This window comes from Shewanella sp. AC91-MNA-CIBAN-0169, assembly GCF_040310165.1.
Lineage (GTDB): Bacteria > Pseudomonadota > Gammaproteobacteria > Enterobacterales > Shewanellaceae > Shewanella.
The window spans coordinates 1-19735 of record NZ_JBEOPM010000009.1 but is presented as its reverse complement, the minus strand read 5'-3'; the positions used below and the strand labels follow the sequence as shown (position 1 = coordinate 19735).

General features: G+C 42.6%; 17 protein-coding genes. 13 read left to right on the top strand and 4 right to left on the bottom strand.

What is annotated here, in order from left to right:
- Positions 1-65 precede the first annotated feature (65 nt).
- Complete coding sequence (locus AAEY98_RS09635) at positions 66-572, bottom strand: glycine cleavage system transcriptional repressor (protein WP_011636830.1); 507 nt, start codon at positions 570-572, stop codon at positions 66-68.
- A 196-nt stretch (positions 573-768) separates the two neighbouring features.
- Here AAEY98_RS09635 and AAEY98_RS09630 point away from each other — a divergent pair, with 196 nt between their 5' ends.
- The 7 genes from AAEY98_RS09630 to AAEY98_RS09600 all read left to right on the top strand — a co-directional run bounded on the left by AAEY98_RS09630 (position 769) and on the right by AAEY98_RS09600 (position 10077).
- Positions 769-3024, top strand: coding sequence for an ABC transporter permease subunit (locus AAEY98_RS09630; protein ID WP_351016589.1), 2256 nt, complete (start codon positions 769-771; stop codon positions 3022-3024).
- 58 nt (positions 3025-3082) lie between these two features.
- The gene (gene pstA, locus AAEY98_RS09625; protein ID WP_162023451.1) at positions 3083-4744 is read left to right on the top strand and encodes a phosphate ABC transporter permease PstA; all 1662 of its coding nucleotides are present in this window, start codon (positions 3083-3085) and stop codon (positions 4742-4744) included.
- A gap of 26 nt (positions 4745-4770) precedes the next feature.
- Positions 4771-5589, top strand: coding sequence for a phosphate ABC transporter ATP-binding protein PstB (pstB, locus tag AAEY98_RS09620; RefSeq protein ID WP_101086707.1), 819 nt, complete (start codon positions 4771-4773; stop codon positions 5587-5589).
- A 48-nt stretch (positions 5590-5637) separates the two neighbouring features.
- Positions 5638-6342, top strand: coding sequence for a phosphate signaling complex protein PhoU (phoU, locus tag AAEY98_RS09615; protein ID WP_041412865.1), 705 nt, complete (start codon positions 5638-5640; stop codon positions 6340-6342).
- Positions 6343-6481: 139 nt separating this feature from the next.
- A complete protein-coding gene (locus AAEY98_RS09610) occupies positions 6482-7063 on the top strand; it encodes a DUF502 domain-containing protein (RefSeq protein ID WP_351016586.1) in 582 nt (193 codons plus the stop codon).
- A 601-nt stretch (positions 7064-7664) separates the two neighbouring features.
- The gene (locus tag AAEY98_RS09605) at positions 7665-9635 is read left to right on the top strand and encodes a choline BCCT transporter BetT (RefSeq protein WP_192115240.1); all 1971 of its coding nucleotides are present in this window, start codon (positions 7665-7667) and stop codon (positions 9633-9635) included.
- Between the two features lie 85 nt (positions 9636-9720).
- A complete protein-coding gene (locus AAEY98_RS09600) occupies positions 9721-10077 on the top strand; it encodes a YajD family HNH nuclease (RefSeq protein WP_351016583.1) in 357 nt (118 codons plus the stop codon).
- Positions 10078-10490: 413 nt separating this feature from the next.
- Here AAEY98_RS09600 and AAEY98_RS09595 read toward each other — a convergent pair whose 3' ends face one another.
- Entirely contained in the window at positions 10491-10718 is a 228-nt protein-coding gene (locus AAEY98_RS09595; protein ID WP_101086709.1) for a DUF1289 domain-containing protein, read from the bottom strand.
- A 79-nt stretch (positions 10719-10797) separates the two neighbouring features.
- Here AAEY98_RS09595 and AAEY98_RS09590 point away from each other — a divergent pair, with 79 nt between their 5' ends.
- The 6 genes from AAEY98_RS09590 to megL all read left to right on the top strand — a co-directional run bounded on the left by AAEY98_RS09590 (position 10798) and on the right by megL (position 18691).
- The gene (locus tag AAEY98_RS09590) at positions 10798-12114 is read left to right on the top strand and encodes a methyltransferase (RefSeq protein ID WP_351016580.1); all 1317 of its coding nucleotides are present in this window, start codon (positions 10798-10800) and stop codon (positions 12112-12114) included.
- A 255-nt stretch (positions 12115-12369) separates the two neighbouring features.
- The gene (locus AAEY98_RS09585; protein ID WP_101086711.1) at positions 12370-13419 is read left to right on the top strand and encodes a 3-oxoacyl-ACP synthase III; all 1050 of its coding nucleotides are present in this window, start codon (positions 12370-12372) and stop codon (positions 13417-13419) included.
- 58 nt (positions 13420-13477) lie between these two features.
- Positions 13478-14353, top strand: coding sequence for an alpha/beta fold hydrolase (locus AAEY98_RS09580; RefSeq protein WP_351010063.1), 876 nt, complete (start codon positions 13478-13480; stop codon positions 14351-14353).
- A 121-nt stretch (positions 14354-14474) separates the two neighbouring features.
- Entirely contained in the window at positions 14475-16169 is a 1695-nt protein-coding gene (gene oleC / locus AAEY98_RS09575; RefSeq protein WP_351016577.1) for an olefin beta-lactone synthetase, read from the top strand.
- 66 nt (positions 16170-16235) lie between these two features.
- Positions 16236-17285: a 2-alkyl-3-oxoalkanoate reductase gene (gene oleD, locus AAEY98_RS09570; protein WP_351016574.1), complete on the top strand. Its 1050-nt coding sequence runs from the start codon at positions 16236-16238 to the stop codon at positions 17283-17285.
- A 221-nt stretch (positions 17286-17506) separates the two neighbouring features.
- Positions 17507-18691, top strand: coding sequence for a methionine gamma-lyase (gene megL / locus AAEY98_RS09565; protein WP_351016571.1), 1185 nt, complete (start codon positions 17507-17509; stop codon positions 18689-18691).
- A 209-nt stretch (positions 18692-18900) separates the two neighbouring features.
- Here megL and AAEY98_RS09560 read toward each other — a convergent pair whose 3' ends face one another.
- Together AAEY98_RS09560 and AAEY98_RS09555 are read right to left on the bottom strand one after the other, a co-directional pair.
- A complete protein-coding gene (locus tag AAEY98_RS09560) occupies positions 18901-19098 on the bottom strand; it encodes a hypothetical protein (protein ID WP_351016568.1) in 198 nt (65 codons plus the stop codon).
- Positions 19099-19478: 380 nt separating this feature from the next.
- On the bottom strand, positions 19479-19646 hold the full coding sequence (locus AAEY98_RS09555) for a hypothetical protein (RefSeq protein ID WP_351016746.1): 168 nt from the start codon (positions 19644-19646) through the stop codon (positions 19479-19481).
- Positions 19647-19735 lie beyond the last annotated feature (89 nt).

Below are 19735 nucleotides of genomic sequence, written 5' to 3'. Positions count from 1 at the left end.
GTGGCAGTTTAACAGAGGATCAAAACGGATTTTAGACTTAATTGGTTTTCAATGTCTAAATTAACTTATGCTGATTTACTCAGTTTATCTAATACAACATCATCACCCATTTCATACAGTGATGCTGTAATTTGCTCTTCTTGGCTCGGATCGGTTAATCCTAATGCCATAGTAGCTCTAAATAATGCAATGCCCGTGTGACTGGCGGTTTCATATTGGCTACTAAATTGTTCTATATTTACGCCTAGGGCATTCATTTTATTAGATATATGCAACACAATCCCTGGGCGATCATATGCGACTAAGTTATAGTGCAAATGTTTAATAGGTTTAGCACTTAAGGTTGTTTTAGCGAAGGTTAAAGTTAAGCCGTCAATGCATTCCAAGGCGTCAATTAACTCATCCCATTTTAGCGCAGGCACTTCTAATTGTAATATTGCTGCAAAAATACCGTCTATATGGCGCATTTCAGAGTCTAGCCAGTTACCACCATGGCGACTAACTACATTAGCAATTTGTTCTACTAAACCTTTTCTATCAGGTGCTTGAAGAGTAATAAGATAACGCATCATTCGATATTTCTCCTATAAATAATGTCTGTAACACAAATGTCATATTTACGTCATATAATCGCAGCCACTTAAGATTGTGTTATTGTTTTACTGCTGTTTACTTTCATATATTTAGTCATAAATATTTATTGTTAGCATAGTAGACTACACATTCAAAGCGCTAATTATGGCATCGATTAATTATTAGAGGTTCTTAATGGAAAGTCAGGTCAATAAACCTGGTTCTGCGGAAAAAAGTCTACTCGTTGATAGACATGCAACCCGCAGAGCATTTAAGGATAAAGCAGCAGAGATTGGGGTAACCGTTGGCGGCACATTAGTGTTTGTCACCCTGTTATTAATATTTTTCTATTTGCTGTATGTCATCAAGCCCATTTTTGATGGGGCACATATAGAACCTGTTACGAGTGTGAGTTATCAACATGCTGATGTTAAAACCTTAACTGTTGGTAGCGATGAACAAAACGAAGTGCTCTATCGCGTGACCGAATCGGGTGTAGTTGACTTTTATTCAGCCGCGAGCGGTGAATTGATTTCATCTTTTAAGCCAAAAATTCCTGAAGGCACAACGGTCACCAGCAGTGCTAAATCGAGCCCAAGTGAGCAACGTTTTGCATTAGGGCTGAGCAACGGCCAAGTGATTGTTGTCGGCATTGAGTTTGGATTAACCTACCCAGACAATAAACGCTTGATTACGCCGACTTTACGTTATCCGATGGGAGAAACGCCATTAACGATTAATAGTGAGGGCGCTGTTTATAATCTGGTGTTTGATTTTAGCGACAGCCGCATGAGCTTTGCTTACCAAAATGCCAATGGTGCTTGGAAGCTTAATCGCCAAGAAGGCGAAGAAAACATGATGACTGAAGAAGTTGAGTGGTCATCTGTTGAAGTGTTTATAAGCGATGCTCCTAGTAATGTTATATCAGCAATAATGACTCCTGATCATCGTCAGCTTATTTTGAGTACCAATAATAAACTATTTATTTATAACACTCGCGATGCCGACTCTATTGAGTTACTACAAGTTGTCGATGTTAAAAAAGTGAATGCTGAAGTTAAGCAAGTAAATTTACTTGCCGGAGCAAGCTCTATATTGGTGAGTTATGACAGCGGTATTGTGAGTCAGTACTTCCAAGTTAATAGCGAAAAAGGTCGTTTATATCAGCAGATTCGTGAGTTTGATGACCTTGCTCCAGTCAGTGTAATGGCGACAGAGTTTTATCGTAAAAGCTTTGCAGTGTTGAGTGCAGATGGCGAATTAACCCTGCTTTATACAACCAGTGAACGTCAGTTATTCGACGAGAAATTTCAGTTAACTAACCCAGGTAAAATGGGCTTCAGCCCGCGTTCAAACGCCTTGGTGATTGAAGCCGATAACAAACTTAACCTTTTCTCTGTTGAAAATGATCATCCAGAAATATCGTGGAGCGCATTGTGGGAAAAAGTATGGTACGAAGGTTACCCTGAACCACAATATGTGTGGCAGTCCACTTCTGGTTCTGACGACTTTGAAGCCAAGTTGAGCTTAATGCCACTGGCATTTGGTACCATGAAAGCGGCATTTTACGCCATGCTATTCGCTGCGCCATTGGCTATTGCGGGGGCGATATATACCGCTTACTTCATGACACCTAAAGTGCGTAATGTAGTAAAGCCTACCATTGAAATCATGGAAGCATTACCGACGGTTATTTTAGGTTTCTTGGCTGGTTTATGGTTAGCGCCACTGATTGAAGATCATTTGCCCGGCATTGTGGTGTTGTTGATGTTATTGCCCACATCAATACTTGCCACTGCCTTTGCCTGGAGTAAATTGCCAGAAAAATGGAAGCAGCGCTTACCTGAAACCTATCAAGAGCTAATGCTATTGCCAGTGATTCTATTTATTGGTTGGTTCTCCTTTGAAATCAGCCCAATAATTGAAGTGGCGTTATTTGACGGCAATACTCGTCAATTTATTACCAATGATTTAGGCATCACATTCGACCAACGTAATGCGCTGGTTGTGGGTATTGCCATGGGATTTGCGGTCATTCCAACCATATTCTCGATTGCTGAAGATGCGATTTTCTCTGTACCACGTCATTTATCAAACGGCAGTTTGGCACTGGGTGCAACAAACTGGCAAACCCTGACCAAGGTGGTATTGCTTACCGCCAGTCCGGGTATTTTCTCGGCTATCATGATGGGCTTAGGCCGTGCAGTGGGTGAAACCATGATTGTGTTAATGGCTACCGGTAATACTGCAATCCTTGAGTGGAGTGTATTTGAAGGTATGCGTACCTTAGCGGCAAACATTGCCGTAGAAATGCCTGAGTCGGCCATTGGCAGTACGCATTATCGCGTATTGTTCTTAGCTGCCTTTGTATTGTTCGTGTTCACCTTCTTCTTTAATACCATTGCTGAAGTTGTTCGCCAACGTTTACGCGAACGTTATAGCTCACTGTAAGGAAAGATGATGACTCAATTAATGATTAATTCGCCAATCGCCTTGAGAGGTTTGTGCAATGGGTAAGTGGTTTAAATCAGGTTCACCGTGGATTTGGATGACCGGTGGTGCCGTTAGTATCAGTTTGATTGCCGTTTTAGGCTTATTACTGTTAATCGCTTGGCGTGGCTTGAGTTACTTTTGGCCTGCTGATGTTTATGAATGGCAACTCGAAGACAACAATGGTGTTAAAAGTACCTTAATTGGTGAGATTTACGACCGTGAAGAGGTGCCTACAGAGCGCTTAATTTCAGCTGGTCATAAATTTGCCAAACACCCTGGTGAGTTTGTTACTCGTTACTTGGTAAAAACCGGTAACCGTGAGTTTGTTGGTTTAGATTTTCGTTGGATTTTAGGAACCGATATCGTTAGCCGCTCTATGCCTGCTGATGTCGCTAAACTTGAACGAACTAAAAACGGTAATTTTTACGGTTATCCTGTTGCGGTAATCGAAGACGGTAAACGTTTAGAGTTAACTAATGAAGCAGACATAGAAGCGTCTTTGTTTGACCATATCGACCGCGCAGTGGCAATTTCTGACGAAGCCTTGGCGTTGCAAAAAAGCGATATTGGCTCGATAAATTATCAAATGGAACGTCTACGTTTGAAAGAGCGTGGTTATGAGCTTGATGGTGAATTAACGGCTGAGCGTAAAGCGGATATCAAGGCGCAAATTGAACAGCTTAACCAAGACTACTTAGTGCTTGAAAAAGACTTGTTTGCCCTGCGTGATAAAGCGGCGCGTGATTCTGTGGTGATTAAAGACATGCGCGGTGTTGAAGTCACCTTGCAACTGGACTCAATTTTAGACGTAAGTTATGTCAATCACATGAGTTTGCTAGGTAAAGTGGGTCACTGGTTTGTGGGAATAGGTCGCTTTGTTAGTGATGACCCGCGTGAAGCCAATACTGAAGGTGGTGTTTTCCCCGCTATTTTTGGCACGGTATTTATGGTGATGCTCATGGCCGTTATTGTGACGCCATTTGGAGTTGTCGCTGCTATTTACTTGCACGAATACGCCAAGAAAGGCCCTATTACTAAGCTTATCCGTATTGCGGTGATTAACTTAGCCGGTGTACCGTCAATTGTTTATGGTGTGTTTGGTTTAGGTTTCTTTGTGTACATGATGGGCGGCTCAATTGACCAATTGTTCTTCCCCGAGGCGTTACCAGCTCCGACATTTGGCTCTCCTGGGGTGATTTGGTCTGCATTAACCTTAGCCATTTTAACCTTGCCGGTGGTGATTGTATCAACCGAAGAGGGTTTAAGCCGAATTCCGAGTGCGGTACGTCAAGGCAGCTTGGCATTAGGCGCGACTAAAGCCGAGACCTTATGGCGCATTGTTATTCCAATGGCAAGCCCAGCAATTATGACTGGTTTGATTTTAGCCGTGGCACGTGCTGCCGGTGAAGTGGCGCCGTTGATGTTAGTGGGTGTAGTAAAATTAGCCCCAACATTACCGATTGATATGAACTTCCCGTTTGTGCATTTAGAACGTAAGTTCATGCACTTAGGTTTCCATATTTACGATGTAGGCTTCCAAAGCCCTAACGTAGAAGCTGCACGCCCATTGGTGTACGCAACTTCGTTCTTATTAGTATCTGTAATTGTTGCTCTTAATTTAACCGCTATCAGCGTGCGCAACCATTTACGTGAAAAATTCCGTTCGCTAGAACATTAATTAGCGATATCCTGAGGAAAGATAAAATGATTTCTATTGATAGTTCAGCAATGCAAACAGAAGCCGTTGATTTAGCTAATTTACCGGCACAGGATACCGCACTTGAAATCCGTAATCTTGATTTACGTTACGGTGACAAACAAGCGCTATTTGATGTGTCGATGAAGATCCCTAAAAAACAAGTTACGGCATTTATCGGCCCAAGTGGTTGCGGTAAATCAACACTGTTACGTTGTATTAACCGCATGAATGATTTGGTTGATAGTTGTAAAATTGAAGGTGAAATCTTACTTCATGGGCAGAACATTTATGACAAGAAAGTCGATGTAGCGGCACTACGTCGTAACGTCGGTATGGTGTTTCAGCGTCCTAACCCGTTCCCTAAGTCAATTTACGAAAACGTGGTGTATGGTTTACGTTTGCAAGGGTTAAGTAATCGTCGTGATTTAGACGAAGCGGCAGAGCGTTCATTGCGTGGCGCAGCGATTTGGGACGAAGTGAAAGACCGTCTACATGACAATGCATTTGGCTTATCCGGTGGTCAGCAACAACGTTTGGTGATTGCCCGTGCCATTGCCATTGAGCCAGAAGTATTATTACTCGATGAGCCAACGTCAGCACTTGACCCAATCTCAACCTTAACTATTGAAGAATTGATTACTGAGTTAAAGCAAAAATATACCGTGGTGATTGTGACGCATAACATGCAACAAGCGGCACGAGTGTCAGATCAAACGGCCTTTATGTACATGGGTGAATTGGTTGAGTACGCTAATACCAACACCATTTTCACGACCCCTAAAAAGCGTAAAACAGAAGATTATATTACTGGTCGTTACGGTTAATCTTGCTTAAAACGCTTTTAATTAACATACAGAATTTAGGTGGGTATCATGGAAAAAATGAATTTAAGTAAACACATATCAGGTCAGTTTAATGCCGAGCTTGATGATATTCGTAATCGCGTATTAGCCATGGGCGGGCTTGTTGAGCGCCAGCTTGAGCAAGCATTGGATGCGCTAGCAACACTTGACTCAGAATTAGCGCAACAAGTGATTGAAGGCGACCACAAAGTCAATGGTATGGAAGTGGCTATTGATGAAGAGTGCACCCGTATTATTGCTAAGCGTCAACCTGCTGCCAGTGATTTACGCTTAATTTTGGCTATTTCTAAAACCATTACCGATCTTGAACGCATTGGTGATGCTTGTGTTCGTATCGCCAAAGCCGCGGTAGAAAAGCGCGCTAACAGTCAACAGCCTTTATTGGTGAGTATTGAAAACATGGGGCGTCACGCCACACGTATGCTGCACTCAACCTTAGATGCATTAGCACGTATGGATGCTGATCAAGCATTTGAGTTACACAAAGAAGATGCGAAATTAGACAAAGAGTATGAAGGTATTATTCGTCAATTAATGACTCATATGATGGAAGATCCTCGTTCAATCCCTGGTGTGTTAGACGTATTATGGGCTGCGCGTGCAGTTGAGCGTGTCGGCGACCGTTGTAAAAATATCTGTGAATACGTTATTTACTATGTGAAAGGTAAAGACGTTCGCCATATTTCTTACGAAGAAATGGAAAAAGAGCTGTAATAGGTCTTAGCGACTTTAGAAACGCCCTATGTTGCACTGTTTATCGAACAAACAGCCCAGCATAGGGCGTTTTTGTTTAGCGGTTTTGATGGATATTTGTTATCTTTGGCGCCTAAATCTGATGTAGAAGAAATCGTTCATGAAAAATACCCTTGCTCGTGGTTTAACCAATTTATTACCTATGGTGTTGTCTATTTGGCTATTTTGGTCATTGTTTATCTCACTCGATGGCTTAGGTAAATTATTGCTTGATATTGTGGGGGTAAAATCGGCTTTTGTTGGCGCAGGATTTTGTTTGGTGGCGAGTTTAGTGTTTGTAGCGGGATTATTATTTTCCGTTAGTCCAATTGCTTGGGTGTACAGTTGGGTAGAAAACCAACTGATGAAGTTTCCTTTGTTTAAATCCGTCTATGGCAGTATTCGTGATATCGCCAGTTTAATGAACCGCGACGGCCAACCTAAAACCCAAAAAACGGTATTAGTCAAACAAGCCAATGGTAGTTTTGTCGTGGGCTTTATTATGAGTGACTTTGCACCACAACCCCTTGCCGATGCATTGCCAGAAGGTGATTGGGTGCCAGTATTATTCCAACTCAGTTACCAAATAGCTGGGGTGACCAGTCTGGTTAAACGCGACGACCTTATTTTTGTCGATTGGTCATTTGAAGATGCAATGCGCTTTAATTTAACCGCTGGAATATCGAACAGTAAAGCAGCTTAAATAGTCTGAAAGACGGTTCGAGCGATAACACTGATAAAAGCGGTATCAAGCGATAGCGGCGCTAATAAACGATAACGGCGCTAACAAGCGATAACAAACCTAGAGACTAGAGCGGACTGCGTCCTGCTAGTTTGCTTCGCTGCTATAATAGCCTGTTGAAACGGTAACAATCGGTATCAAGCGGTAACGGCGCTAACAAGCGATAACAAACCTAGAGACTAGAGCGGACAGGGTCCTGCTAGTTCGCTTCGCTGCTATAAGAGCCTGTTGAAGCGGTAACAATCGGTATCACGCGATAACGGCGAGCGATGCGCTTATCATCGTTTGTTACTTTGCTTGTATAGCATCTAGCAATGCTAAGTTCTAACCTGTAGTTAGTCAGGCAGAGATTGGTTTTAGGCTTTAGTTTATCTTTGTTGCATTGTCAGCATAGTTTTAGTATAAGTGCACAAAATGGTAACTATCATCTAGTTAACCAACAATATGTGTGAATAACGTCCGTTATTCTTTATAAAGCAAGCCATTTTTATTAGATAGAATTTCTTGCACTTATTTCGGTATTTTTGATTTTCGAGTGTTTTTCACTCGAAAAGGAGAGTTTGTGGCTATAAAGTCGAGTATCAATCCACCTGTTTTTTTCTCGTCGGTGGTGATCATATTTTTAATGGTGTTGCTCTGTGCTGTTTGGCCGGAAGGTGCCAGTCAATTTTTTAAAAGTGTCCAATCTTGGGTTGAAGTAAAAGTCGGTTGGCTTTATATCCTCAGTGTTGCGATATTTTTAATCTTTATTATTTTTGTCATGGTTAGTCGCTTCGGTGACATAAAGCTTGGCCCAGATCATTCCGTACCTGACTACAGCTATAAAAGCTGGATAGCGATGCTATTTTCTGCTGGTATGGGAATTGGTTTGATGTTCTTTGGTGTAGCAGAGCCGGTGATGCATTATTTAGCCCCACCAGATGCGACGCCAGAAACCATCCAAGCAGCAAAAGATGCGCTTAAAATTACCTTTTTCCATTGGGGTATTCATGCTTGGGCTATTTATGCTGTAGTCGCCTTAAGTTTAGCGTATTTTTCCTACCGTCATAAGTTACCCTTGTTACCTCGTTCTGCGCTTTATCCGCTGATTGGTGAGCGCATATACGGCCCAATAGGTCATGCGGTCGATACTTTTGCGGTTATCGGTACCATGTTTGGTGTGGCAACGTCATTAGGCTTTGGTGTTTTACAGGTTAACTCTGGCCTGAGCTATCTAATGAGCGATATTCCAAACAATACCACAGTGCAAGTTTGCTTAATTATTGTTATCACCTTAATTGCAACTGTATCGGTATTTTCTGGCCTTGATAAAGGGGTTAAACGCTTAAGTGAGTTAAATCTTGGTTTAGCATGTTTGTTATTACTTGCAGTGTTATTACTTGGTCCGACCGTAATGTTATTGCAAGCTTTTGTACAAAACACAGGTAGTTACTTAAGTGATATTGTTGGGAAAACGTTTAACTTATACGCCTATCAGCAAAAAGACGACTGGATCGGTGGTTGGACTCTGCTTTATTGGGGCTGGTGGATTTCATGGTCACCTTTCGTCGGTACTTTCATTGCCCGCGTAAGTCGTGGTCGTACAATTCGCGAATTCTTAATTGGTGTGTTGTTTGTACCTAGTGCGTTAACATTCTTATGGATGACGGTATTTGGTAACACAGCAATTGATGCCATCATGAATCATGGTGCAACTTATTTGGCTGAAGCGGTATCAAGTGACGTATCAGTGGCATTGTTTATGTTTTTTGAGCATATGCCAATGTCAAATTTGTTGTCTGTTATCGCCTTATGTTTAGTGGTAACTTTCTTTGTTACGTCATCGGATTCGGGTTCATTAGTGATTGATAACCTCACATCTGGTGGCGATGCTTTCGCGCCTGTTTGGCAACGTATTTTTTGGGCTCTGTTACAAGGTGTTGTTGCTTCTGTATTGTTAGTTGCTGGCGGATTACAAGCCTTACAAACCGCGGCAATTGCCAGTGCATTACCATTTTTAATTGTAATGTTGTTTATGTGTGTTGGTTTGTACCGAGCATTGCAAGATGATTGGCTTAAAATCAACAGTGTGCAGTCGCATAATACGAGTGTGCAATATGTTAAAGCTAACATGAGCTGGCAAGATCGCCTTGACGTATTGGTGTCACAACCAAGCCATCAAGATGCACAGGTGTTTCTCGACACCATTGCTCGTCCTGCACTTAATGAAGTCAAAGACACCTTCATCGCAAAAAATATTAAAGCTGAGATGATACTGAGTGATGAGCGTATACGTTTGGTGATTGGTTCAGATGAAGCTCTGGCGTTTGCGTATGGTTTACGGATTCGAGCACACAACATGATGGGTGCTGAATTAACTGTCGAAAATGCTGAACAAGCTTTCTATCGTGTTGAAGTGTATCTTGAGCACGGCGGTCAGCAATATGATGTGATGGGTTATACCCAATCACAGATAATTGCAGATATCGTGACTCAATATGAGCGTTATTTACATTACCTTTATTTATCGAATTCTTCGCCTGTAGCAGAATAATCGTAAAATAAGATCTAGCAAACAATTGCCCCAAGCGATAACAGTGATTATCCTTGGGGTAATTTTTTTTACGAGTGATAAATTAATGTCAGCCAACGAAAGTAAATTAGATAAAGTATTAGCTGAAGCCAGAGACTACAAATCCTCTCGTGAAAAAGGATATCGTGAGCAAGCGCTTAAGCTCTATCCTTGGGTATGTGGGCGTTGCACTAGAGAATTTACTCATAAAAATTTATCTGAATTAACTGTGCATCACCGTGATCATAATCATGATAATAACCCGTCAGATGGTACGAATTGGGAGTTGTTGTGCCTGTACTGTCACGACAATGAACATTCACGCTTTGAAGAGTTGATTCGTTACGGTAGCACTAAAGAAGCCAAACAAGATGCTGCCACTTTCAATCCGTTCGCAGACTTAAAAGCGATGATGAAGAAGTAGAGCTGAGACGGTGAAAGTGGTAAGATCGATGAAAATCGATGACAAGCAGGAAACCGCCTAGACGCTAGGTCGCTTCGCGGCGAGATGCTATACAGGCAATGTCAAAGCTGGTAAGAACGATAAAAATCGATAACAGGCGATGACAAGCGGGAAACAGCCTAGGAGCTAGGTCGCTTCGCGGCGAGATGCTATAAAATCAAATTCAAAAGATACAAGCTTAGGGCTAGGTCCCATCATGGAAATACTTCTGAGCTGGATCTGCTTGATGCTTTACCGTTGTTATAGAAGCGAAGCGCACTAGCTGGACGAAGTCCGCCCTAGCATCTAGGCTCGTAATCGCTCGTAATCGCTCGTAATCGCTCGTAATCGCTCGTAATCGCTCGTAATCGCTCGTAATCGCTCGCAATCACTTATTACCGTTTAATCCGCTTTTCAGCTTCTAACCATTTTGCCCGTGACAACGTTTGGTTGTTGTTGTCGCCTAAATACAGCTGTTTTCTGCCTTCTAAACTATCAAAAATTTGTTTCTTACGTTCTTCACTGGCTTGTGACCACGTTACAATTTCATCAATGTGACGAAAACAGCCCATACAATAATCGTCAGCATTTAAGCCACAACGGGCGACACAAGGTGAGTGCATAGTTTATAATTCCAGTTCGGTGATTTAATGACTCGCATCCTATCATTTCAATCGGCTAAGGTTAACTACAAGTCTCAATATGTCCGTAATCAAATATCAACAGACCTTTAATGCCATAGACTCACTTCTTGAGGCTCTAAAACCCTTATGGCAGCTGGTCGCGTTTGAGTGTGACCACTTACCTTGGCAGCACAATTTCCCACAATTAGCCCAAAAGGTGTGGCAACTTGATGATGTAGAAATAGATACTATTGATATGGATCAGCAACAGCTTGTAGAGTCGTTGTTGCCAAGTCTGATTAGCGATATCAAGCAAAGCAAACTGCCGCAGGTTGATCAGTTAATTAGCCAATTAAGCTTGTTAGTCATCACTTTGCCTACAAGTACGATCAACAGTGACGATGCTCAAGCTGTTTCTGACACTGAAACACTCGTGAATGATCACCTAAATAGCGATTCAGCGCATTTTAGTGCCCATATTAAAGGTCGAAAGTGGCAACAGATTACCGCGTTCTCGGAGCAAGTTGATCCACAATCTCATCCCCAACTACCTCGGTTACCTATTTTAGAGTGGTGTGCTGGTAAAGGGCATTTGGGCCGCTTGGTGGCTAAGCAGCAAAATGTTGAGGTAACAAGTATTGAGTGGCAAGCGAGTTTATGCTCACAAGGCCAGGTTTTTGCAAAACAATGGCAATTACCGCAAATTTTTATTTGTGCCGATGCTTTTGCGCCAATCGACCCAGGTAAACCGCTTTTGTTAATTGATCAACATGCAATCGCATTGCACGCCTGTGGTGATTTACACATTCGTTTACTCCAACTCGCAGTATCGGCAGGCACTCGGGTGATGTCTATTTCACCCTGCTGTTATCATTTGATTGAACATACACATTATCAACCGCTATCGGCCTTAGCCAAAGTCAGTGCGGTCAAACTGTCAAAGCATGACTTACAGCTGCCATTGCAACAAAGCGTTATTGCAGGCACCAAAAAACAAACATTACGCAATCAAGAGATATCATGGCGCTTAGGTTTTGACAGTTTGCAACGAGAAATTCGCGGCATCGATGCTTATTTATCGGTGCCGACCATTAAAAAAAGCCAGCTCAGTGGCAGTTTTAGCGACTTTTGCCAATGGGCTGCAAATCAAAAGCATTTAGTTATATCCAGTGAGATTAATTTGAGCCATTATTTGCACCGCGGAATTGAGCGACAACGGCTTACTAAGCGAATAGATTTAGTGGCCCATCTATTTCGCCGAGCTTTGGAGCATTGGCTGTTGCTCGATCGAGTGTGTTTTTTACAAGAGCAGGGATATCAAGTGGCGTTGACTGAATTTTGTGCAAACAGTGTTACACCACGAAATGCGATGATCCAAGCAATTAAAACAAACTAATAGCAGCCTTTGTCACAAAACTGTAAATTAAACCTTTGTTTATACTAGTCTATTTGCCCTAAAACTGTGAAAATCAACAAACTAGTTAATCAAATAATAAAATCTAACCACAATATATTATCCAAATTACCGCATTAGCTTGCTGTTTTTGATTGAATAATTAAGCCATTCTTGTTCAAATGGCGGGTTAATAACGAATAACAACTATTCTAGTGGCTTTTGTGCTTGCTAGAGCGAAGCGAATTATACGGTTTAATGAAATATTCACGCGTCTTTATCAATAGTCTGGCTTATGAGCTAGCACCCCAAGTAGTGTCGAGTAGCGATTTAGAATCTCGCTTGGCCCCGCTTTATCAAAAGTTTCGTATTCCTATGGGGCAACTTGCCGCATTAACCGGAATTACCGAGCGTCGTTGGTGGCCTAAAGGTCATCGTTTATCAGACGGCGCTATTGCTGCTGCACGTAAAGCCGTGAATGAAACCGGTATTAATGTCAGCGACTTAGGTGCTGTGGTTTACACGGGTGTGTGCCGTGACCAACACGAACCAGCAACCGCTTGCCGTATTGCTGCCGAACTTGGCGTGTCTAAAGACACAGCCATTTACGACATCAGCAATGCTTGTTTAGGGGTGTTGTCGGGTATTTTAGATATTGCCAATCGTATCGAACTTGGGCAAATCAAAGCCGGCATGGTTGTGTCGTGTGAATCTGCACGAGATATCGTTGATGCCACCATCGACCACATGCTAGCCGAACCGACAATGCAGAATTTTGCTCAGTCATTGGCTACGTTAACCGGTGGTTCAGGTGCGGTAGCAGTCATTTTAACCGATGGCACTTTGCCACTTACCACCACACGCCAGCATCAATTGCTAGGTGCGAGTCATTTGTCTGCACCAGAGCATCACCAATTGTGTCAATGGGGCCTACAAGAAGCTGGGCACTTATTATATCGCGAGTTTATGCGTACCGATGCAGTTACCTTGCTTAAAGAAGGCGTAGAGCTTGCTAAGCACACTTGGGAGCATTTCCTAGAGCAGCGTGATTGGGTTGTTGAGCAAGTTGATAAAGTGATTTGTCACCAAGTGGGCGCATCAAACCGCCGACAAGTGCTAAATGCATTAAACATCCCCCACGAAAAAGAATATCCCACCTATCAAACATTAGGCAACATGGGCACGGTTTCACTACCGGTTACTGCTGCAATTGCCCACGATGAAGGTTTTTTACGTGTTGGCGACCAAGTCAGCTTTTTAGGGATAGGCAGTGGTTTGAACTGCATGATGTTAGGAATTAAGTGGTAAGCCTTGGGCTGCACTGAATTTTTGCATATCATTATAAAAATAGTTAACAGGATGCATCATGCTAGACAACTTACTGCCATTTAAAAGTCATTATTTAGACCGTAACGGCAATAAACTACATTACATAAACGAAGGCCAAGGCGAGCCAGTCGTTATGGTGCACGGTAATCCTAGTTGGAGTTACTACTACCGTAATTTAGTGAGCGCGTTGAGCGATCAGCATCAGTGTATTGTGCCAGACCATATTGGTTGCGGCTTATCAGACAAACCCGATGATCCACAATACGATTACACCCTAAAAAACCGTATTGATGATTTAGAAGCCTTGCTAGACAGTCTTGATGTAAAGCAAAACATCACCCTCGTGGTACACGACTGGGGCGGTATGATTGGTATGGGCTTTGCGGCTCGTCATCCTGAGCGTATTAAACGCATTGTGTGTTTAAACACGGCCGCGTTTCATCTTCCTAAAACTAAGCCTTTTCCCTGGGCATTATGGATTTGCCGCGAAACCTTACTCGGCACCTTGTTAGTCCGTGGTTTAAATGCATTTTCATCAGCAGCCTCGTATGTGGGTGTCAAACGTAAACCCATGTCTAAAGAAGTGCGTGAAGCTTATGTAGCGCCATTTGATTCTTGGAAAAACCGTATTTCGACACTACGCTTTGTCCAAGACATTCCACTCAAACCTGGCGACAGAAACTACGACTTAGTGACTAGCATTGGCGATAGCTTAAGCGAGTTTGCTGACGTACCGACGTTGATTTGTTTTGGTTTACAAGATTTTGTGTTTGATAAGTATTTTTTAGAAGAATGGCGACAGCGAATGCCTCACGCCACGGTGCACGAGTTTGCTGACTGCGGTCATTACATTCTTGAAGATGCCAGCGACGAAGTGATTGGCTTAATTAAAGACTTCATCGAAAAAAATTAATTACACCCTAAAAGGCTCATTTGAGCCTTTTAGCTATTTAATCGTCTAAAATTATCTATATGTTGGCGTACTTGTTAACCAGCATATATGCGTTATTCACATTAGCCCAAAATGAAGCCACATGACCAAAACCTCTACACTTGCTAATGCCAATATCTGTCAGCACCTTAAAACGGCTGCGCAAGCTATGCCTGCCGGTCTTGCAGTTGCTGTGCAGCACGCTAAGCAAGGTAAATTCAGTTATCAAGAAATCGACTTTGTGACCTTACACCAACAATCGGACATGATTGCTAAAGGGCTCATTCAGTACGGTATCAAGCGCGGCATGAAAGCCGTGTTAATGGTCACCCCAAGCATTGAGTTTTTCTCGTTAACATTTGCCTTGTTCAAAGCCGGTATTATACCCATTTTAGTTGACCCAGGTATGGGCATCAAAAATCTTAAACAGTGTTTTGCAGAGTCGCAACCAGATGCCTTTATCGGCATACCTAAAGCGCATATTGCTAGGCGGGTGCTTGGGTGGGGCAAAAGCAGTGTTAAACAGGTAATTAATGTCGGTGGTTCAGGCATTGAACGTTGGTTAACAAATGCCACAAGTTTAGAAACTATTACCGAAATAGGCCGAAATGAGGCTTATCCTTTTGAAATGGCCCTGCTAAAGCCAGATGATATGGCCGCTATTTTGTTTACCAGTGGCAGTACTGGTACTCCCAAAGGCGTGGTGTACAGCCATGGGATGTTTGAAGCGCAAATAAGCGCACTTAAACACGATTACGGCATCGCTCCTGGCGAGCGAGACTTAGCGACTTTTCCGCTGTTTTCATTATTTGGCCCTGCATTAGGCATGGCATCCATTGTGCCAGACATGGATGCCAGTAAACCTATTACCGCCAACCCTGCGCATTTGTTTGCCGCAATCGATCAATATCAATGTAGCAACATGTTTGTTAATCCTGCCTTGTTAGAGCGATTAGGCCAAGCAGGCGAACAAAGTCAGCATAAACTCACTAGCGTTAAGCGAGTGATATCAGCGGGTGCTCCGGCAACGATTAGCTCAATCAAGCGCTTTAGCAACATGCTTAACCCACAAGTTGAAGTGCTTAACTCTTATGGTGCGACAGAGTCGTTACCCATCAGTATGATTGGTAGCCACGCGTTATTTAATACCAGTCAACAGACCGATCAAGGTAAAGGCATTTGTGTCGGTAAACCGATATCGTCGGTGAGCGTTGATATTATTGCGATTACAGATAAGCCTCAACCTCATTGGGTCGATGTTAAAAAACTTGTCGCTAACGAAATTGGTGAAATTGTCGTGAGCGGCCCTATGGTCAGTCAAGCCTATTATCAGCGTCAACATGCCACTGAGTTAGCAAAAATACACGACGGTGAACACGTTAAGCACCGCATGGGAGATGTGGGTTATCTCGATGATAATGGCTTATTATGGATGTGTGGTCGTAAAGGCCATATTGTTGATGCTACGCGCGGTAAGCAAAAATTAAAGCGCTTTTATACACTGCCCTGTGAGCGAGTGTTTAATACTCACACTCAAGTCAAACGTTCTGCCATTGTTGGCGTTAATGTGGGCGGGGACGTTGTGCCAGTTATGTGTATCGAATTGCAAAAAGATATTGTTTGCTCAACGGCTAAAGCCCTTTATCAAGAGTTAATAGATTTAGCCGAGCAGTATCCACATACGCAAGGTATTGGTCGTTTTTTAATTCATCCCGACTTCCCTGTAGATGTACGCCATAATGCTAAAATCTTCAGAGAAAAGCTCGCTGTTTGGGCACAAAAGCAGTGGAAAGAATAAGGCCGTACTCAAGTAATTATTAAGTAAGAATAAGACCAGTCCTAAAGTTAGAGCAAGGTAATAATAATGAAGCTGACAGACTTACATCCCCTAGAGCAAGCCGCACTTAAACAATTAGCGCTATCGGTCAACAAAGTGTTTGTTACCGGTGCAGGCGGCTTTTTAGGGTTTGCTATTTGTCAGCGTTTATTGGCCGTAGGTATTGAGGTAGTGGGTTTTGCCAGAGGATATTATCCTAAGCTTGTTGAGCTTGGTGTTGATATGCGTCAAGGTGATATCAGCGACTTTGACACGGTAAAACAGGCAATGCAAGGCTGTGACGTAGTGTTTCATGTAGCATCAAAGGCAGGCGTGTGGGGCAGTAAGCAAAGTTATTATTCGCCTAATGTTGATGGTGCGGCTAATATTGTTAATGCTTGTAAAAGTCTTAATATTCAAAATCTTATTTATACCAGTACTCCAAGCGTGACCTTTGCAGGGCGTGACGAAAACGGCATTAACGAATCAGCTCCTTACGCTGACACATACCTCAATTACTATGGCGAATCTAAAGCCATTGCCGAACAAAATGTGCTTGCAGCTAATTCTGCTCAACTTCGAACCACCGCCTTACGGCCACATTTAATTTGGGGGCCAAACGATCCTCACCTGGTACCTCGAGTGATTGAACGTGCTAAAGCAGGGCGATTAAAGCTAGTGGGAAATGAAGATAAACTGGTCGATACCATTTATGTTGATAACGCCGCCTACGCCCATATTTTGGCTGCAGTAGACTTAATAGCAGACGCTAAATGCGCCGGTAAAGCGTATTTTTTAAGTAATGATCAACCTATTACCATGGCAGACATGCTTAATCGCATTTTAGCGTGTGTCGACTTACCGCCCGTGACCAAACGTGTACCAACGCGTGTCGCTTACACCGCAGGTGTTGTACTTGAATTTGTTTATGGTTTGTTTAATAAACAGCAAGAGCCCATTATGACTCGCTTTGTAGCAAGGCAACTGTCGACCAGCCATTACTTTGACATTGGCGCAGCAAAACAAGACTTAGGCTACCAGCCGCTGGTGAGTATCGATCAAGGAATGCTTAAACTGAAGCAATCTTTGTCGAACTAATTGCCTTGCTGTCACACATCTTCCGTATATTCACCGCACTAACATATGTGATTTAAACGATGTAAACAGCTGTTTGTAAAATTGTTTTTACATCACTTCGTGGGTTATTTTTCAACAATCACTTGGTTATATTTTATTCCACTGTATCTTAAATTCCGACCACCACAACAATAACCCCAAAGAGGGTAACAACTCATAACAAGGTGGCGCAGGGAGAAGCAATGCAAGATAACAATCAGGGTAAATGGAACTTAGCCACATTAGCCATTCATGGCGGACATCAACGCGAAGCCTTTGGCTCACTTACCACACCTTTGTATCAAACTGCCACCTTTGTATTTGATACAGCCGAGCAGGGCGGAGCACGTTTTGCCGGAGAAGAACCGGGTTATATTTATACTCGTCTCGGTAACCCAACCACCGCAGAGCTCGAGCGTAAAATGGCGCTGCTAGAAGGTGCTGAAGATGCCGCGGCAACTGCATCTGGTATGGCTGCTGTATCCAGTGCATTATTAACTCATCTACATGCAGGCGATCACTTAGTCGCATCTAAAGCGGTTTATGGTTGCACCTTCGCGCTCATGACCACTCAGCTAACGCGCTTAGGTATTACATCAACATTGGTCGATTTTTCCGACATAGCTGCAATCGAAGCCGCCATCAAACCAAACACCAAAGTGTTATTTTGCGAAACACCAGTAAATCCACATTTACAAGTATTCGATCTTGCTGCTATGGCCAAAGTCGCTAAAGCACATAATCTAGTTTCAATCGTCGACAACACCTTTATGACACCACTTTTGCAGCAACCGCTAGCGTTAGGCATTGACATGGTGATCCACAGTGCCACCAAATACTTAAACGGTCATGGCGATGTCATCGCAGGTATTGTGTGCGGCAATGCAGAACACATGCACAGATTAAAATACGAAATCTTAAAAGACTTTGGTGGCGTGATTTCTCCTCACGATGCATGGTTAATTTTACGCGGTTTAAAAACCCTAGACGTACGCTTAACTCGTCACTGTGATAATGCCGAAGTGTTAGCTGAATTTTTAGATAAACACCCTAAATTCAGCCAGGTCTTTTACCCAGGTTTAGAACACCACCAAGGTCATCGTTTCATCGGTAACCAAATGAAACGCGCCGGCGGTGTTATCGCATTTGAATTGGCGGGTGATAAGCAAGACGCAATCAACTTTGTTAATCGTTTAAAGTTATTCACTATCGCCGTAAGCTTAGGTGACGCAGAATCGCTGATCCAACACCCTGCATCAATGACCCATTCCCCTTACACCCCAGAAGCCCGACTAGCTGCAGGCATTACCGACGACCTATTACGTATCTCAGTCGGATTAGAGAATGTAGAAGATCTTATCGCGGATATAGAACAAGCGTTAAAATGAATACGGTAGTTAATGCAAAATCTGTAGATAGCGATTTTAAACGTAAATACTTTAATAACGGTCAATTTAATCTTAACACGGCTATGAACCATACAAAAAAGACTGACAATACTTACCGATAGGTTATCCTCGCAACGCTTAAGTTATGTTGCGAGTATTATAGGTATAAAAAACAGCACATTAAGCGCTGTTTTTCATTGTAAAAAAACTTATTTTACTACTATGATAGCTTTCAGAAATCGTTCCTGCCCACCAGGTACTGGTGCAGCAGCAAATCTACCACCACCACCACCGGAAGTTTGTGTTTCTTCTACGACTTCTGCCACTATGGATGGGGTAATACCGTTGGCAAGTGCGACAGCTAAAATATCATCAGAGGCCATACCTGCAACTGCAGCCGCCTTCAATGCTTGCTTAGTCAGCTCTTCATTGCCATTAGCGGCTTGGATTTCTATAGATAATTGCTGTGCTTGCTCTTAAATCGGAGCATTTTGAGTGCTAGCAGTTAACGTATCTTCAGCCATAACACTGGCAGACATGCCCGCTGAAATAATGCTGAAACGAATAACATGGTTAATTTATTTTTGCGCATTATTCTGCCTCGCTATTTGGTGAATGATTAAAGTAGTTCAGCTGCAATGAACTGATTTATGTACTTGTTGTGTTTGCAGGTATTATTGAACTGAAATTTCGTACAGCATACAATCCATTACCCTGTAAACCATCGATATTCATGAGTGAAAAGTGTTCATCTATAACAACAGATTCTACCCGTGGTGCGATGATTTTAATACCAATACCATGACAAATTTTGAATTACTGTTTGGACAAAAAAGCGTATATCAGATTGAGCTATATCACGCACGTAACTAGGATTAATCTTAATATAATCAATATTTAAGTTTCTAATATAGCAAAACGAACTTAAAGAGGAACCTAAACGTTCAATGGCAATTTCAATATTTATTGGGTAATCTCCCCATTTTTAGCTGAGATCAAAAGTAGAGACTTAGGCCACTAGTGCCAGTTTTTGCTTTGGTGGGA

Bases quoted from the DNA above. Each gene is read 5' to 3' on its own strand.
- megL (WP_351016571.1), top strand. From the start codon at position 17,507: ATGCAAGATAACAATCAGGGTAAATGGAACTTAGCCACATTAGCCATT.
- oleD (WP_351016574.1), top strand. From the start codon at position 16,236: ATGAAGCTGACAGACTTACATCCCCTAGAGCAAGCCGCACTTAAACAA.
- AAEY98_RS09610 (WP_351016586.1), top strand. From the start codon at position 6,482: ATGAAAAATACCCTTGCTCGTGGTTTAACCAATTTATTACCTATGGTG.
- AAEY98_RS09600 (WP_351016583.1), top strand. From the start codon at position 9,721: ATGTCAGCCAACGAAAGTAAATTAGATAAAGTATTAGCTGAAGCCAGA.
- oleC (WP_351016577.1), top strand. From the start codon at position 14,475: ATGACCAAAACCTCTACACTTGCTAATGCCAATATCTGTCAGCACCTT.
- AAEY98_RS09580 (WP_351010063.1), top strand. From the start codon at position 13,478: ATGCTAGACAACTTACTGCCATTTAAAAGTCATTATTTAGACCGTAAC.
- pstB (WP_101086707.1), top strand. From the start codon at position 4,771: ATGATTTCTATTGATAGTTCAGCAATGCAAACAGAAGCCGTTGATTTA.
- AAEY98_RS09585 (WP_101086711.1), top strand. From the start codon at position 12,370: ATGAAATATTCACGCGTCTTTATCAATAGTCTGGCTTATGAGCTAGCA.
- AAEY98_RS09590 (WP_351016580.1), top strand. From the start codon at position 10,798: ATGTCCGTAATCAAATATCAACAGACCTTTAATGCCATAGACTCACTT.
- AAEY98_RS09635 (WP_011636830.1), bottom strand. From the start codon at position 572: ATGATGCGTTATCTTATTACTCTTCAAGCACCTGATAGAAAAGGTTTA.
- AAEY98_RS09630 (WP_351016589.1), top strand. From the start codon at position 769: ATGGAAAGTCAGGTCAATAAACCTGGTTCTGCGGAAAAAAGTCTACTC.
- pstA (WP_162023451.1), top strand. From the start codon at position 3,083: ATGGGTAAGTGGTTTAAATCAGGTTCACCGTGGATTTGGATGACCGGT.
- phoU (WP_041412865.1), top strand. From the start codon at position 5,638: ATGGAAAAAATGAATTTAAGTAAACACATATCAGGTCAGTTTAATGCC.
- AAEY98_RS09595 (WP_101086709.1), bottom strand. From the start codon at position 10,718: ATGCACTCACCTTGTGTCGCCCGTTGTGGCTTAAATGCTGACGATTAT.